This is a genomic window from Leucobacter aridicollis (genome assembly GCF_024399335.1).
In the GTDB taxonomy this organism is placed as follows: Bacteria; Actinomycetota; Actinomycetes; order Actinomycetales; family Microbacteriaceae; genus Leucobacter; species Leucobacter aridicollis_A.
In genome coordinates, this window is the sequence record NZ_CP075339.1 from 3314156 (window position 1) to 3328862 (window position 14707).

A 14707-nucleotide genomic window follows, 5' to 3' on the forward strand; every position below is an offset into this window, starting at 1 on the left:
GCCGCGGTTAGCCCTTGATCGCGTCAGCGAGCTTCACGCGGGCACCCGTGCGCATGATCGAGTTCTCGTAGATCCTGGAACCGGCCCAGAGCACGATCCCGATCGAGATCACGAGCACGCCGAGCGACACGATCGGCTCCCACCACGCGGCGTCTCCGAAGTAGAGGCGCATCGGCATCGCGGTCGGCGCCGAGAACGGCACGTAGCTCATCACGGTGAGCACCTGCGGGTTGTCGAAGAAGAAGATGATCAGGAAGAACGGGATCATCACGAGCATCATGACAGGGCTCGTCACCGAGCCGATGTCTTCCTGCCGCGACACGAGCGCGGCAGCCGCTGCGTACATCGCCGCAAGCAGCACGAAGCCGAAGGCGAAGAGGATCCCGAACCAGATGAGCGCGGTCCCAAGCTCCCCGAGCAGGATGTCTTGCCCTGTCGCGAGCATGCCGACGGAGGCGAGGGCAAGCGTCGCGACGACGGTGCCGAGCGCGAGAATGCTGTTGCCGAGGATCTTGCCTGCGAGCATTGTGCGCGCGGAGATCGTGGCGAGCAGGATCTCGACGATGCGGGTCTGCTTCTCCTCGACGACGCTCTGCGCGATCGTCGTGCCGAAGGTGAGGGCGGTCATGTAGAAGACCATGCCGAAGCCCATCGCGATGAGGTAGCCGAGCATGAAGCTCGTCTCACTCGGGTCGAGCAGTTCGATTGTTGGGGACGCCGAGAGCGCCTGGACGAGGTCGCCAGGTGGGCTGTCGTTCGCGATGACAGTCAGGCCAACAGGCGTGTCTCCGCCCGACACGATTGCGGCCTCGACATCGCCGTCACGGACGAGCTTTTCGGCAGCCGCGCGATCCGCGACCTCGGTCACTTCGAACCCCTCGGCGAGGCCGCTCGCAGTCTCACCAGAGACCGTCCCCTCGGCGACGGCGATCTTCGTCGGCCCGCCGAAACCGCCGTTCTGCGAGACGAGGCCGCCAATCACGACGCCGGCGAGCACGACAAGCAGCAGGATCGCCGTCGAGATAAGAAACGCCTTGCTGCGCAGCCGAGTCATGATTTCGCGCTCGGCGACGATCCAGGCGCCCTGCGGGGCACTCAGCTGGCGGTGGCTAGCTGTCTGCTTCAATGTGTCGGTCATCGGACTACCTCCTTGAAGATCTGGGCGAGTGACGGGGTGACAGGGGCGAAGCTCTTCACCACTGTCGCGTCGCGCTGCACGGCGAGGGCGAGCACTGCCTGTGCTGCTTCGTCGCTATCGGCGTCGAACCTTGCGAAGCCGCCGTCGAGGTGCGTCACCGAGACGCCCGGCTGCTCGCGCACCCAGCCGGCGTCGGCTGCTGGCCCGGCGAGCTCGAGCTCGAACACGCGTCCGGCGTGCTCGGCGCGGAGGCCTTCGCGGGACCCCTGCGCGCGGATCTGGCCGCCGCCAATGACGACGACGTCGTCGCACAGGCGCTCAACGATGTCGAGCTGGTGGGACGAGAAGAGCACTGGGGCGCCCTTGGCCGCGTAGTCCTGCAGCACCCCGAGCACGACCTCTACAGCCATCGGGTCGAGGCCCGAGAACGGCTCGTCGAGCACGAGCGCGATGGGCTCGTGGACGAGCGCTGCGGCGATCTGCGCGCGCTGCTGGTTGCCGAGCGACAGGCTCTCGAGGTTGTCGCCCGCCCGCTCCGCGAGTCCGAGCCTGTCGAGCAGTGCGGTCGCGGACTCGCGTGCCGCCGCCGTCGACATGCCGTGGAGACGGCCGAGGTAGACGAGCTGTTCGAGCACCGCCATCTTCGGATACAGCCCGCGCTCCTCGGGCATGTATCCGATGCGCGCGCGATCGCCAGCCGTGATGGGCTGACCGTTCAGGCTCACAGTGCCGCTGTCTGCTGAGAGCACACCGAGCAGGATCCGCATTGTCGTCGTCTTGCCGGCGCCGTTCGCGCCGACGAAGCCTGTCATCCTGCCGCTCTCGACGCGGAAGCTCACGTCGTCGAGCACCTTGCGGTCGCCGAAGCTGCGGGAAATTCCTACGATGTCAATCATCTCGCTCCTTTCGTTGCCACCAGGCTACGGGGAGCGAAGGGCCCGCCACCTCCCCCACACGGCTGAATCTGTCGCGCCCGGAACGGCGCCGCTCAGCCACCAGGTGGAGGTAACGCCTCCGCCGAGCGCCTACGCTTGAAATCATGAGAGCGCATTCACCCCCATCCGCGCACGCGCAATGGGCGCGGCCACGTCCGGGCCGCGCAGATCTCCGCGGCGACGCACTGCTGGCCCTTGCACTCGCAATTGGGGCGACGACAACGTCGCTGCTCTACGCTCGGACAGGCATCTACGAAGAGCAGCCCGCCCTGTGGCTCTGGGTCCTCGGGCTCGCGCTCTGCACGCTCCCGCTCGCGGCCCGCCGCGTCGCCCCGATCCCAGTCGCGCTCGTCGTCGCCGCCGGGTTCTTCGTCTGCGGTCAGTTCGGCGTGCCAGAGGTGCTCGTCATCAACATCTGCCTGTTCATCGCGATCTACACGGTGACCGCGTGGGAGCCGCGCCGCACCCTCGCAGCGTGGAGCCTCATCGCGATCACCGCGGCGATGATGATCTGGCTCGTCGTCTCGCTCATCATCGCTTCCTCGTCGACAGAGGACTTCCTGGGCGCACCTCGCTACGGGATCTTCTCCGCATACGCTACGTTCGCCGTGATCCAGATCATCACGAACCTGCTCTACTTTGGTGGCGCGATCTGGTTCGGTCTGCGCGCCTGGCGGGCTGCACGCACCGCGACGAAGCTCACCGCGCAGGGCAAGGAGCTCGACCTCGAACGCCAGACCAGTGCAGCGCAGGCAGTCGCGCTTGACCGCATCGCGGTCGCCCGCGAGCTTCACGACGTCGTCGCGCACCACGTCTCAGTGATGGGGATCCAGGCAGCTGCTGCACGGCGAAGCCTCGAGCGCGACCCAGAGCAGGCTGCCGCTGCTCTCGCGGTCGTCGAGGAGAGCGCGCATGCGACAGTCGAGGAGCTCCGCCGACTCGTGCACACCCTTCGAACGCCTGAGAATGAGGATAGTTCGAGCACCGTCGGCATCGCCCAGCTCTCGGTACTCGTTGAGGAGTCGCAGGGAGCGGGCGTGCCAACAACGCTCATTGTCGCGGGCACGCCGCGGCCGCTCCCGATGCTCGTCGATGTCACGCTCTACCGCGTCGTGCAGGAGGCGCTCACGAACGTGCGCAAGCACGCTGGGCGGGGCGCAGAGGCCGCGGTGCGCCTGCGCTTCATGGATGACGCAGTAGAGGTCGAGGTAACCGACGACGGCATTGCACGCCGCCTCACGAGCCGCGGCGTGCGGGCGTCTGACGCCCCCGCTGGCACAGGGCTTGGGTTGCGCGGCATGCGCGAGCGCGTCGGCGCGGTTGGCGGCGCGATTTCGGCAGAGCGGCGAGAACGCGAGGGCTTCATGGTGCGCGCCCGAGTCCCGCTCTCCAACCGGCAGGTGGTGGCCGCATGACGGGACTCGCACCTTCGAGCCCACCGGTTCGAGTTTTGCTCGTCGACGACCAAGCGCTCGTCCGTTCGGGGTTTCGCATCATCCTCGAGTCTGAGCCTGACATCGAAGTTGTCGGCGAGGCGGAGACCGGCGTGCAGGCGATCGCGCTCGCTGCCTCGCTCACCCCCGACGTGATCTGCATGGACGTCGAGATGCCTGAGATGAACGGGATCGACGCGTCTCGCGCCATCCTCCAGGCGGAGGGCACGCTCCCGGCAGTACTTGTGCTGACCACGTTCGGGCACGACGAGTACCTGTTCGACGCCCTCGCCGCGGGCGTGAGCGGGTTCCTCCTGAAGACGTCGCGGGCAGAGCAGCTCATTGAGGCCGTTCGAGTCGTGGCAGCTGGCGGCTCGCTCCTCGGCCCAGAGGTCACGGGTGCCGTGCTCGCTCGCGTGCGCAATACGGAGGCACCCGAGGCTACCGAACTGCCAGCCTCGAGCGCGAGCCCCGACGACACGCTTGAGTCGGCGATGGCTACGGCGGGCCTCACGCCGCGCGAGCGAGCTGTGCTTCTGTTGCTCGCAGAGGGCCGCACGAACGCTGAGATCGCTGGCGAGCTCTTCCTCGGCGAGGCGACAGTGAAGACTCACGTCTCAAACGTTTTGCAGAAGCTCGAGGTGCGCGACAGGCTCCAGGCGGTCGTCTGGGCGCACACGCGCACCTAGCTGCACACCGAAAGGCGGGTCAGGATCGGTGATCCTGACCCGCCTTTTCGCTCGCGTGGGAGAGCCGAACGCCCTACGCCGCGGCCTTCTGCTTTGCGAGGTCGACGAAGACGGCGGTGTTGAAGCCGTACGCAACGCGCACCTCTTCGATCATCCGCTGCTGCTCGTCTGCGCTGAGCGACTCCCCGAGGCTGTCGAGGCCATCGCGGTAGGTCTCCTTGAACGCTTTGAGGTCGCCGAGCGACTCGAAGTTGTAGAACTCAATGCCAGCGCCATCGAAACCGTGCTGGCGCGCGACTCGCTTAGCGATGATCTGGCCGCCCGACAGGTCTCCGAGGTAGCGGGTGTAGTGGTGCGCCACGATCCCGGGGAGCCAGCCCTCCGCCGCGACCTCGCGGATCCGCGCGGCGTACTCGGCGCTCGCGGGCACGGGGGTGATCTCGTCGCGCCAGTTCGCGCCGAGAAGGTGCTCGAGGTCAACCTCGAGCGTTCCAAGGCGCACGAGCGCTGCGGGATGCAGGCCAGCGTACGCAGGATCGGCGGCGAGCTGCTGCGAAGCCTCTTCGAGTGCCTCGTACATAAAGAAGTGCTGGATGACGAGGTCGATATAATCCTGCTTCGTCGCGACACCACGCATGATGTCCTCCATGAAGTTCGCGCCCTCGCTACTCGAGTGATCGGACCACGAGCTCTCACGGATGACACGAGAGAACGGCTTGGGGCCGTCAGCCTCGGGTTCGGCCGCGTGCGGGTTGGCGCCGTGCGCGTGCGGGTTCGCGCCATGCGGGTTCGCGCCGCCGTGGCCGCCGTGGCCGCCGTGCTCATGGCCACCAGCTGGCTTGTGCTCCTCGCGCGCAGGCACACCAAGCTTCGCGCAGGCGGCCTTGTACAGCTCGACGACCTGGCGACGCACCTGAGGGCGATCAGTGATTGGGGCGGTCGGCCACTCAACGCGCAGGTCGTGTTCCCCCTGCGCGTCAGTCACTCGCCACATCCCGGCGCGCTCGTCGAGCCCCACCATCGTGCTCGCAGTCGCCTCGGGGTAGCCGAATGCCTTCGCGATGAGCAAACTGTCATCGACGTGGTCATCATTCATGTGGCCCGTAACAGCAGAAATCACTGCGGCATCAAAATTCATCACATCTTTCATTCTACGCTCTTGTCGCGTGCAATGAGACTGAGAGTTCCACAGCGCCCCGCGGCGCTCAGCGACACCGAGACTTGCACGGAGTATCATCGAATTTCGTGCTCCCGCGCGCCCGCGGGTCGAGATTGGCGGTTTCGTGTTTTCAAGAGTCAAACGAGTTGGCCCAGTGGCGGCGCTCAGCATGCTTGCTGTGGTTGGCCTCACCCTGACCGCCTGCACCGGCAGCGAAGCCGGTACCGGAAACTCCGACCAGAACACTGTGAGCCCCGAGCTCGCAGCCGCCGTCGACGACGCAGTCGCGAACGCGCTTGCGCTCAGCGGCTCGACGGAAGCCGTCGTAGGCGTGTGGCAGGGCGACGACAAGGCCTACGTTCGCGGCTACGGTGAGGGCGTCACCGCTGCGACGACATTCCGCGGCGCACAGGCCTCACAGCCAGTCATGTGCGCGCTGTTGCTCGACCTTGTTGGCAAAGACCAGCTCGCCCTCGGACGCCAGGTATCGAAGGACCTGCCCCGCCAGGCAGGCATCGCCGACATTACCTATGCGCAGCTCTGCGATCAGACATCGGCGCTCGCCGACTTCAAGGGTGGCTTCACGGAGCGATTCACGAACAACCCCACCCGCTCGTGGCCCGAGCAGGAGCTCATCGCAAACGGCCTCGCCCGCTCGCCGCTCGCTTGGCCCGGCAAGAATGTCTACATGTCAGACACAAACGCAGTGCTGCTCGATCGCGCGATCCGCCTGAACGAGAACCGCGACACCTACGATCTGCTGCAGGAGCACGTGTTCGGCCCCTCCGGCATGACGTCGACGTCGTACCCTGACAACTTCGCCGAGACCGAGATTCCGGCGGGCAGCATGACGCCGCTCACCTACCCGAGCGCCGACAACAAGCCTGTGTGCGATGCTGGCGCTACAGAGATCACCGCACTCTCACCGACGATGATCCGGGGCGCGGGCGCGACGCTCACGACAGTCACTGACCTCAAGGATTTCTACAAGAAGTACCTCTCGGGCGGCTTCGGCGATGAGAAGGCGTCGAAGCACGTGACCGAGTTCCAGCCTGCCAAGAACCCAGATCGCGACGAAGAGGGCAATCCGAAAGAGGAGCCCGACACCGCCGGAACTCAGATCGGATTCGGCATCGAAAAGGTCGGCCCCCTGCAGGGCCGTGCGGGCGCGATGACCGGATCACTCACCGCGGCGTACGCTGACCCAGCGACTGGGCTGTCTGTCGTTGTTGCGCTGAACAACTCATCCGCTGGCGCCGCGTTCTCGCAGGCTCTCGCCTTCCAGCTCGCCGCGATCTCGGGGGCCGAGCTCCCGTGGTCGGCCGAGGACCAGGGCGGCAGGCTCTCTGAGCTCGCCGTCTGCCAGCCAGAGGGATAGTTTCGACCCGGAGTGTCGTCTCGGTGGCGAAGCGGCACTCCGGATTCTGCTACGCTCATATCGGTCGGGCTTTTGCCCCGGCTTGCCCCACCCGGGGCCGTCGTCTAATGGTAAGACATCAGCTTCCCAAGCTGAGAACGCGGGTTCGATTCCCGTCGGCCCCTCCAGTGCTTCATTTCGTGCGTCGCCCGGCCACTGCGGCAGCTCGCTGGCATCTTTCGCGCCGGTGATCGCAGGTGTTCGACGCATTGCTATGCGATCGGTCGACCGTATGCCGAATTCGGCTCGCTGAGGCATTCCGTCTACCGATTCCAGACACTGCGACCGGCGTCGCCGCTGTCCCGCTCTAGCTCGGCCCACCGCATTACAATTGGCGCCATGAGTTCGAGGCACGGCACCTTCACAACGTCCCTTGGAGATCTGCTGTTCGTCGCCGAGGGCGATGCACTGACAGGCGTCTACTTCCCTGAGCACCGATACCCGCCAGAGCCCGAAGCAATCGGCGAAGATCTCGGCACCGAACCGAACGATCCAGTGCTCACGGAGGCAGCACGCCAGCTCCGGCAGTACCTCGCCGGAGACCGCGTCGAGTTCAACATCGCTCTCGCGCCGCAAGGCGACAACTTCTCGCAGCAGGTGTGGGCGATGCTGCAGCAGATTCCCTACGGCACCACAACAACCTACGGCGAGCTCGCCGCCTCCCTCGGCAACCGAGCGCTTGCGCAGCGGGTCGGCCAGGCGGTCGGCCACAACCCTGTCAGTGTCGTGATTCCGTGCCACCGAGTGCTCGGTGCTGACGGCTCGCTCACCGGATTTGCCGGCGGGCTCGAACGCAAGCGGACCCTGCTGGCGCTCGAGGAGCCAGCGGCCGCAGACGCAGGGCGGCTGTTCTAGCCCAATCGCGGCACCTGGGCAGAGCGGGCAGTCACCCATGAGTACATCGCAACTGCCGCGGCGGCCGAAGCGTTGATCGAGCGCGTCGATCCATACTGCGTGATCTCGACGACGGCCTCAGCCGCAGCGATCGCCTCATCAGAGAGCCCGGGGCCCTCCTGGCCGAAGAGCATGACGCAGCGCTCCGGCCAATCGAACGTCTCCATCGGTACGCAGCCAGGCACATTGTCGATCGCGATAATCGGGATGCCCTCACCCCTGGCCCACTCCACAAGCGCTGCGATGTCCTCCCGGTGTTCGACGTGCTGGTAGCGGTCGGTCACCATCGCGCCGCGCTTGTTCCACCGCCGGCGACCGACGATCTGCACGCTGTCGGCGGCAAACGCGTTCGCGCTTCGCACGATCGAACCGATGTTCATGTCGTGCTGCCAATTCTCAATGGCCACGTGAAACGGGTGGCGTTGCTCGTCAAGGTCGGCGACGATCGCCTCCATCCGCCAGTAGCGGTAGCGGTCGACGACGTTGCGGGTGTCGCCGTTCTCGAGCAGCTCTGGGTCGTAATGGTCATCGGTCGGCCAGGCCTCCCGTCCACCCGGCCACGGGCCAACGCCCGCGGTAGTTCGTTCGGGGTGGGTCTCTGGGACAGGCAGTGGGGTCTCGCTCACGCGTCCATTCTCCCAGGCCAGCGAGGGGGCAGGCACCGCGCGATCAAGGCCCTCGCGCAGCTAGCGGGACCCGAACGCCTCACCCATACGCTGAATTGCCTCGCGCATGAGCGGGCGCGGCATCGCGAAGATGAAGCGCACGCTCCCCACGCCTGCGGCACCACACGCACTGCCGTCAGTGAGCCCAACCCCGGCGTGCTCCCTGAAAAAGTCAGCAGGGTTCTCGAGTCCTGTCTCACTGAAGTCGAGCCAGCCTACGTATGTCGCCTCGGGATGTGTCAGTTTCACTCCTGGGAGGTGCGCCGCGACAAGATCGACGAGCTCGTCACGGTTTCCTTGCAGATAGCTCAACACTTCGCTGAGCCACTGATCGCCGTGCTCGAACGCAGCTGCGCTGCCGACAAGCCCGAGGGTGGCAGTCCCCCGGCCCGCCCAGTACCCAATCTCATCCATTGTCGCCTGGTCCGCGGGATTCGAGACTATGAGCTGGGCGCACTTGAGGCCCGGGAGGTTCCACGCCTTCGAGGCCGCGGTCGCGGTGATCGTGTGCCCTGCAGCTACATCGCCGATCGTCGCATATGACACAAGCTCGTTGCCCTCGAAGACGAGCGGAGCCCAGATCTCATCCGAGAATACCCGGCCCCCGTTGCGATCAACGAGATCACAGATCTCCTGAAGCTCCACGCGCGTGAACACGCGCCCGATCGGGTTGAAGGGGTTACACAGCACTAGGATGCCGCCGCCGGCGTCGAACGCGTCTTGCAACGCCACGATGTCGAAGCGCCAAACGCCGCCCTCATTCCGCAGCGGAACCTCGATCACCTCGCGCCCGAGTGACTCGGGGACTGAGAGGAAGGGCATGTACGACGGTGTGGGGACGATGATTTTCGAGCCTGGCGCTGAGAACTTCGCAATTGCGATCTCGTACGCGGTAATGACGTCGGGCACTGGGAACACCTGCTCGGCTGTCGCTGACCAACCGTGTAGCCTGCGAAGGCGCGCGGCCGTCGCCTCCTGCAACTGCGCCCGATACTTCGGTGGTGTGTAGCCAAACGCCCCCTCGTCGACCGCCGCGTGCAGGGCCCGCTGAATAACTGGCGCGACACCAAAGTCCATCTCGGCGATAAACGCTCCCATGATGGCCGGATCGGCCCACTTCGTTCCGCCAATCTGCCGCAGGTCCGCCGCGGTCGTGGCGTCTACACGCGCAGCAAACGACTCAATACTCATCGCAGTGTGTCCCTTCACAGGCCCGACGGCCTGCTCCCCATTCTGGCGGATGCGGTGCAGAACCGACCTGACTGTCGTGCCGCGTTGAGCCAGGATCCTCACCCCCGGTTCGCTTGAGATCACATCAATTCGTACTTTTCTTCTTGACACCGGGCGAAACGCCCGCTTAACTTAGCGTCATGCATACTTTCGTTCGCACCCAGTCCGCCTCCGAGGTGAACTTTGGGATGACCGGCATGATGATGTCCGGTCGCGACGGTATGTGCTGCCGAATGTGCAAGTAGCCGACACACACGACTCCACCACTTCTGGCGCCCAGCATTCACGGGCCGCGCGATAGTTCTCATCGCCACGTCTGCCCCGCTCGGGAAGCCGCACCCCATTCGCAGCAATGCTCCACTTTGGAGCACACCAAAGGACTTCATCATCATGGCTCTCACCGCCACCCTTCCCACCCAGCAGACCGTCACCTCGCCCGCCGCTCAGCCGCGAGCGACTGAAAACGAGGTTCGCGGCTTCGCGCTGTACGTCGGCCTCTCCGAGGACAAGCTCAACTCTTCCGATCCGTCAATCGGCGCAGTAGTGAGCGAGATCAAGCGCCTCGTCGCTCAGCTCGCTCCGAACGCCGAGACGTACGCGGCCGTTGCGCTCGCCCCTGCAGGCACCGGCGGTCGCGACGTCGATGTCGTTCGCCTCGCGCTTGGCGACCCCGCCGCCGCTCATGCGCACCGCAAACCGCAGCCAAGCGCTGACCGCGCGGCAAGCGGCGTGGTGCTCGACCTGTCGCGCAAGCGCGTGCTGCTCGACAACGTCACTGCGAACCTGACATTCCGTGAGTTCGAACTGCTGCAGTTCTTGGTGCTCCGCGAGGGTCGCACTGTGGGCCGCGACGAGATCATCGACACACTGTGGGCAGACGCCGAGGGCGAGGAAATCCCGAGCGCCCGCACGATCGATGTGCACGTGCGCCGCCTGCGCGTCAAGCTCGCCCACTACCAAGACATCGTGCGCACGGTGCGCGGCACGGGTTACCGATTCGACCGCCACGCAGACGTCTCGATCCTGCCCGCTTCGTCGCCAAGCCCAGATTTCATCTAGGCCAGCCACGGCGTTCGCTGTAGTCTCGAAGTACCGCATTGTGGGTCGTCAGTTGACGGCGCGCAGAATCGTGCGCACGCAGCAACACGAAGGAGAAGGCTCCGATGACTACGCTTCCCCCTGAAGATAACGAGCAGGTGCCAGGCACCGTGGGCGATCCGTCCGCCACACCGCCTGTCGACCCGTCGGCTCCCGCTGCCGCGCCTGACGCCCAGCAGCCGACTCCGCCAGCGAGTTTTCCCGAGCCGCAGCAGCCCGCAGCACCGCAGCAGCCTGGAGCTCCGACGCCCCCTCCGGGCTACGGCGCCCCGCAGCAGCCCGGGTACGGCGCACCAGGGCAGCCGGCGTATGGCGCCCCACAGCCCGGATACGGCGCTCCACAGCAACCCGGGTACGGTGCCCCACAGCAGCCCGGATACGGGTACTACCAGCCGCAACAGGGACAGCAAGACCCGCTGCCGAACCTCACGGCGAGCTACTGGCTCTCGGTGTTCTTCCTGTTCATTCCGGCGCTCATCTTCTACCTCATCGAGAGCCCCCGCGCGACGCCACAGGTCCGCGCGCTGCACGCGGCGAACCTGAACTTCTCGCTGCTGCGCTCGGCCCTGTTCGTGCTTGGCTGGATTCTGACAATCGTTCCGATCCTCGGCCCGATGCTCCTCGGCCTCGCGCACCTCGCAGGCTTCATCTTCCACATCATGGCAGCGGCGAAGCTCAACGAGACCTACCGCAGCGGTGGAGGGGATCCGTTCCTCTTCAACATTCCGATGGTGAAGTAGCGACAGGCACACTCAACGCCGAAGGGCGGCAGCGCTCAGTCTCTGCCGCCCTTCGGCGTTTATGCGTCTGTGAGGCCTGGGCCCGCTGACCGTGCGCGCTTTGCAGCGCGGGACGCACGCCAGGCATTCCAGCGTTCCCAGAACCGTGCGAGCGCACGTCTGAGCCACCCCAGCATCCGTCGGGCCCAGTGATACTCGGAGCCGAGCACAGTCAGTCCAAGGAAGACGATCAGCCACCCTGGGCCCGGTAACGGCACAAGGATCAGCCCGATGATGACGATAAGCCCACCGAGCACCGTAATGACGACCCGGTAGAGCGCATCGAGCCACGGATACTTCCGGATCGCGGCGCGCCAGCGCGCCATAAACCGGGCGATGGGCTTCCCCAATCGCTGCGCCTTGTCGGCGTCGTCTTCCGGTCTCGTCACGGTTTCGAGCGTATGCGTTTCGGCTGAAAAGTTACCTGTGGCTCAGGGTTCGGCAAGGGTCGTCTCAGGGGTGCTTCAGGGGTGCAAGAGCGCCCCGCGTTCGAGCTACTTCGGCGCAACGAGCGCGAACGGGTAGCGCGCTGATCGCACTACGTTCAGAGACTCGTCCCCAGGCTCGGAATCGTCGGAGCCGACACCCCGCATGCGGTCGCCAGTCTCGCGATCCGGGTCGGTTGACACGACGACCCTGCCGTGCGCGTTCACGAGTGCGGCGCCAGCAATCCCACGGATGCTTGGGAGCAGCGACTCTTCGATTCCGGCGACGAGCACGTCGGCGCAGGCAACTCCCCAAAACTCGCCATCAACAACGACTGGGATCGCCGAAGTAAGGGTGATCTCGTTTGAGCACAGGTAGTCGACGAACGGGCCCGCGATATGCGGCTCACCCGTCTGTTTGGGCACCCGGAACCACTCGAGCCTTGCGAGATCGATAACGGCCTGGCCTGGTCCGAACGTCGACGAGGCCAGCAGGTGCCGATCGGCTCCCTGCCACCAGGCGAGCGGGTTGCCCTCGGCGACGACAGCCGCGCTGCCGCAGAAGCCAGCGCCGTAGAGCGGGCGCTCCTCCGCGTCGAGCACCCCGAATGCGCCGTCGCGTGTGAGCTCGGCGAGCGCCGGACCTGTCAGCGGGCGCTGAGCGGCCCGCAGGTCGCGCTCGAGCTCAGGCATCCAAGCCTGCAGCGGCGCGAACACGCCGTCGAAGAAGGCGTCGACCACGGCAATGCCGTCGGCCAGTTGATTCGCGTCACTGCTCATCTCGATTCTCCCGTTCGCGTCGTCTGCGTCGCGCCTCAAGTGTGCCACGAAGATCGGAATTTCGGGAACCCGCGTGCAGATCGGCGCGGAAGGCAATGAGCCAGCGTACCGAACCTCGAACACTTTCACGTACCGCCGAGCGCGCCGCCTGCACGTCGCCCGCCCGCGTCGCCTCGACCTGCGCCACAATCGCGGCGTGCGTGTGTTGTCGCGCCTCGTCGTCGAGGTCCTGCAACGCGAGCAACGGGGTGAACTCGGTCTGCAGCCTGACATGCTCGTTGGTGAGCCGCACTGACTGACTGAGGGCAGCAAGCTCGAGCTGCACCTCGGTGATTCTGCGTCGCCATTCGGCTGTTGGCGCGTCGCCCGACTCCGCGAGCACGTCTGCGACGATCTCAAGCTCCTCTGCGGTGGCGCGGAGACACGCATACTCGGCGCAGGCGGCGGAGACGACCTCGTAGTGCACGCCGAGGTCGGCGATCGCGACTCGTGATTCTGCGAGCAGCGTGCGCGCATTGACCTCCTCAACGGCGGCGGGGCTTGGTCGCACGAAGCTGCCGCCGTTTCTGCCACGTCTGGTCTCAATGAGGTCGCGGTGCCGCAGTTCGCTGAGTGCCTCGCGGACGGTGACGACTGCGACACCGAGGAGCGTCGAGAGTTCGTTTTCGCTCGGCAGCCGCTCACCCTCGGTGAACGCACCAACTGAGATCGCTTGCACGAGGCGCGAGACCACCATGTCTGTGCGCCCCTCCTCGCCGATGGGGGCAAATGCCGCCGTTCGCAGTCGACTCGGGGTCGCACCGTGCACTTGTGTGGTCAAGGGCGCGCCTCCATTCAGGGGCCGGGATTGAGCCCACGTACTTAAGCGTAATCAAAACGTGACGCCGAAGATGAGTTTGTGCTTAAAACATCTAATCCCCTATGTTATTGTTCTAACCAACCTGATCGACAACGACGTTGAGGAGCAGCGGCATCATGCCCCACACACCAAGCACCGAGCCCACAAGCGCAGTTTCACTGCGCGGCGTGCACAAGCATTTCGGCGATGTCACCGCGGTGAAAGACCTCAACATCGAGATCCGGGCCGGCGAGTTCTTCTCGATGCTCGGCCCCTCGGGCTCTGGCAAGACCACCGTGCTGCGCATGATCGCCGGCTTCGAGGAGCCGACCTCAGGCGAGATCCTCCTCCACGGAACAGACGTCACCCGCGCGGCGCCGTTCGACCGCGAAGTCAACACCGTGTTCCAGGACTACGCGCTCTTCCCCCACCTCACCATTGCCGAGAACGTCGCCTACGGGCTGAAGGTCCGTGGTGTCTCAAAATCCGAGCGCGCCCAGCTCGTCTCAGAAGCTCTCGAGCAAGTCCGTCTCGGTCACGTCGCGACTCGGCTCCCCTCGCAACTCTCGGGCGGTCAGCGCCAGCGCATCGCGCTCGCCCGCGCGCTCATCCTCCGACCAAAGGTCTTGCTCCTCGACGAGCCCCTCGGCGCGCTCGATAAACAACTGCGCGAACATATGCAGGTCGAACTCAAGCAGATCCAACGCGAAGTCGGCATCACCTTCATCTTCGTCACCCACGATCAGGAGGAAGCGCTCACGCTCTCCGATCGCGTCGCCGTGTTCAACAACGGCAAGATCGAACAGGTCGGTTCGCCCCGCGAGGTGTACGAGTTCCCAGAGACCGAGTTCGTTGCAGGCTTCCTCGGCGTCACGAACCTGCTCCCCGCAGAGCTCTCACTCGCACTCCTCGGTGAATCAGCAACGCACAGCCTCCGCCCCGAGCGCGTGCAACTTGCTGACCCGACCGCGCCAGTCGAGCCGGGCACCGTGGCGATTCCTGCAACTGTCGCCGAGACCGTGTACGCGGGCGCACACACCCGCTACCTCCTCGACACCGCCGATGGCACGCGCATCATTTCCGAGAAGCAGAACTCGCACACGCCACGCACCGAGGCGAGCATCCGCCGCGGCGACACCGTGAGCGTCCGCTTCGATCGGGGTCACGCGACCCCGATCCCCACCGCGCAGGCCCCTGCGGCGAGCGCGCCGCAGCCTGCCTGACCCG

Annotated in this window: 15 protein-coding genes and 1 tRNA gene; 8 read left to right on the forward strand and 8 right to left on the reverse strand. The window is 65.6% G+C overall.

Going from position 1 to position 14707, the window contains the following annotated elements; translation table 11 throughout:
* Positions 1 to 7: 7 nt before the first annotated feature.
* On the reverse strand, positions 8 to 1138 hold the full coding sequence (locus KI794_RS14910) for an ABC transporter permease (protein WP_255808518.1): 1131 nt from the start codon (positions 1136 to 1138) through the stop codon (positions 8 to 10).
* Complete coding sequence (locus tag KI794_RS14915; RefSeq protein WP_119282659.1) at positions 1135 to 2034, reverse strand: ABC transporter ATP-binding protein; 900 nt, start codon at positions 2032 to 2034, stop codon at positions 1135 to 1137. Before KI794_RS14915 ends, KI794_RS14910 begins: the two co-directional genes overlap by 4 nt.
* 143 nt (positions 2035 to 2177) lie before the next feature.
* Between KI794_RS14915 and KI794_RS14920 the strand changes: the two genes are divergently transcribed.
* Together KI794_RS14920 and KI794_RS14925 are read left to right on the forward strand one after the other, a co-directional pair.
* Complete coding sequence (locus KI794_RS14920) at positions 2178 to 3488, forward strand: sensor histidine kinase (protein ID WP_255808519.1); 1311 nt, start codon at positions 2178 to 2180, stop codon at positions 3486 to 3488.
* A complete protein-coding gene (locus tag KI794_RS14925) occupies positions 3485 to 4195 on the forward strand; it encodes a response regulator (RefSeq protein ID WP_255808520.1) in 711 nt (236 codons plus the stop codon). Before KI794_RS14920 ends, KI794_RS14925 begins: the two co-directional genes overlap by 4 nt.
* Positions 4196 to 4268: 73 nt before the next feature.
* On the opposite strand, the gene KI794_RS14930 is transcribed toward KI794_RS14925, so the two are convergent.
* Positions 4269 to 5333, reverse strand: coding sequence for a biliverdin-producing heme oxygenase (locus KI794_RS14930; RefSeq protein ID WP_255809782.1), 1065 nt, complete (start codon positions 5331 to 5333; stop codon positions 4269 to 4271).
* Positions 5334 to 5508: 175 nt separating this feature from the next.
* Between KI794_RS14930 and KI794_RS14935 the strand changes: the two genes are divergently transcribed.
* From KI794_RS14935 to KI794_RS14945, 3 genes are all read left to right on the forward strand, one after another.
* Positions 5509 to 6732, forward strand: a complete 1224-nt coding sequence (locus KI794_RS14935) for a serine hydrolase domain-containing protein (protein ID WP_255808521.1) — start codon at positions 5509 to 5511, stop codon at positions 6730 to 6732.
* Positions 6733 to 6825: 93 nt separating this feature from the next.
* Positions 6826 to 6899 (forward strand) — tRNA-Gly (locus KI794_RS14940).
* 211 nt (positions 6900 to 7110) lie between these two features.
* Positions 7111 to 7626 carry a methylated-DNA--[protein]-cysteine S-methyltransferase gene (locus KI794_RS14945; RefSeq protein WP_255808522.1) on the forward strand — a complete coding sequence of 172 codons (516 nt, stop codon included), beginning with the start codon at positions 7111 to 7113 and terminating at the stop codon, positions 7624 to 7626.
* Here the strand turns inward: KI794_RS14945 and KI794_RS14950 are convergent.
* Both KI794_RS14950 and KI794_RS14955 read right to left on the reverse strand, forming a co-directional pair.
* Positions 7623 to 8291: a TrmH family RNA methyltransferase gene (locus KI794_RS14950; RefSeq protein ID WP_255808523.1), complete on the reverse strand. Its 669-nt coding sequence runs from the start codon at positions 8289 to 8291 to the stop codon at positions 7623 to 7625. The genes KI794_RS14945 and KI794_RS14950 overlap by 4 nt on opposite strands.
* Positions 8292 to 8351: 60 nt before the next feature.
* Positions 8352 to 9521 (reverse strand): MalY/PatB family protein, encoded by a 1170-nt coding sequence (locus tag KI794_RS14955; RefSeq protein ID WP_255808526.1) that lies wholly within the window; start codon positions 9519 to 9521, stop codon positions 8352 to 8354.
* 429 nt (positions 9522 to 9950) lie between these two features.
* On the opposite strand from KI794_RS14955, the gene KI794_RS14960 reads away from it, so the two are divergent.
* Both KI794_RS14960 and KI794_RS14965 read left to right on the forward strand, forming a co-directional pair.
* Positions 9951 to 10619, forward strand: a complete 669-nt coding sequence (locus KI794_RS14960; protein WP_255808527.1) for a winged helix-turn-helix domain-containing protein — start codon at positions 9951 to 9953, stop codon at positions 10617 to 10619.
* Between the two features lie 104 nt (positions 10620 to 10723).
* On the forward strand, positions 10724 to 11398 hold the full coding sequence (locus KI794_RS14965; RefSeq protein ID WP_255808528.1) for a DUF4870 domain-containing protein: 675 nt from the start codon (positions 10724 to 10726) through the stop codon (positions 11396 to 11398).
* Between the two features lie 59 nt (positions 11399 to 11457).
* On the opposite strand, the gene KI794_RS14970 is transcribed toward KI794_RS14965, so the two are convergent.
* The 3 genes from KI794_RS14970 to KI794_RS14980 all read right to left on the reverse strand — a co-directional run bounded on the left by KI794_RS14970 (position 11458) and on the right by KI794_RS14980 (position 13462).
* The gene (locus KI794_RS14970; RefSeq protein WP_255808529.1) at positions 11458 to 11826 is read right to left on the reverse strand and encodes a TIGR02611 family protein; all 369 of its coding nucleotides are present in this window, start codon (positions 11824 to 11826) and stop codon (positions 11458 to 11460) included.
* 105 nt (positions 11827 to 11931) lie between these two features.
* Positions 11932 to 12642, reverse strand: coding sequence for a cache domain-containing protein (locus KI794_RS14975; RefSeq protein WP_255808530.1), 711 nt, complete (start codon positions 12640 to 12642; stop codon positions 11932 to 11934).
* Complete coding sequence (locus KI794_RS14980) at positions 12632 to 13462, reverse strand: FadR/GntR family transcriptional regulator (protein ID WP_255808532.1); 831 nt, start codon at positions 13460 to 13462, stop codon at positions 12632 to 12634. The genes KI794_RS14975 and KI794_RS14980 overlap by 11 nt, the downstream gene beginning before the upstream one ends.
* A 155-nt stretch (positions 13463 to 13617) precedes the next feature.
* Between KI794_RS14980 and KI794_RS14985 the strand changes: the two genes are divergently transcribed.
* A complete protein-coding gene (locus KI794_RS14985; RefSeq protein WP_119282651.1) occupies positions 13618 to 14703 on the forward strand; it encodes an ABC transporter ATP-binding protein in 1086 nt (361 codons plus the stop codon).
* Positions 14704 to 14707: the final 4 nt, after the last annotated feature.

What these genes read in the sequence shown, in the direction of transcription:
- KI794_RS14975 (WP_255808530.1), bottom strand. Translation starts at nt 12,642, where the DNA reads ATGAGCAGTGACGCGAATCAACTGGCCGACGGCATTGCCGTGGTCGAC.
- KI794_RS14955 (WP_255808526.1), bottom strand. Translation starts at nt 9,521, where the DNA reads ATGAGTATTGAGTCGTTTGCTGCGCGTGTAGACGCCACGACCGCGGCG.
- KI794_RS14965 (WP_255808528.1), top strand. Translation starts at nt 10,724, where the DNA reads ATGACTACGCTTCCCCCTGAAGATAACGAGCAGGTGCCAGGCACCGTG.
- KI794_RS14925 (WP_255808520.1), top strand. Translation starts at nt 3,485, where the DNA reads ATGACGGGACTCGCACCTTCGAGCCCACCGGTTCGAGTTTTGCTCGTC.
- KI794_RS14960 (WP_255808527.1), top strand. Translation starts at nt 9,951, where the DNA reads ATGGCTCTCACCGCCACCCTTCCCACCCAGCAGACCGTCACCTCGCCC.
- KI794_RS14915 (WP_119282659.1), bottom strand. Translation starts at nt 2,034, where the DNA reads ATGATTGACATCGTAGGAATTTCCCGCAGCTTCGGCGACCGCAAGGTG.
- KI794_RS14910 (WP_255808518.1), bottom strand. Translation starts at nt 1,138, where the DNA reads ATGACCGACACATTGAAGCAGACAGCTAGCCACCGCCAGCTGAGTGCC.
- KI794_RS14930 (WP_255809782.1), bottom strand. Translation starts at nt 5,333, where the DNA reads ATGAATTTTGATGCCGCAGTGATTTCTGCTGTTACGGGCCACATGAAT.
- KI794_RS14985 (WP_119282651.1), top strand. Translation starts at nt 13,618, where the DNA reads ATGCCCCACACACCAAGCACCGAGCCCACAAGCGCAGTTTCACTGCGC.
- KI794_RS14920 (WP_255808519.1), top strand. Translation starts at nt 2,178, where the DNA reads ATGAGAGCGCATTCACCCCCATCCGCGCACGCGCAATGGGCGCGGCCA.
- KI794_RS14945 (WP_255808522.1), top strand. Translation starts at nt 7,111, where the DNA reads ATGAGTTCGAGGCACGGCACCTTCACAACGTCCCTTGGAGATCTGCTG.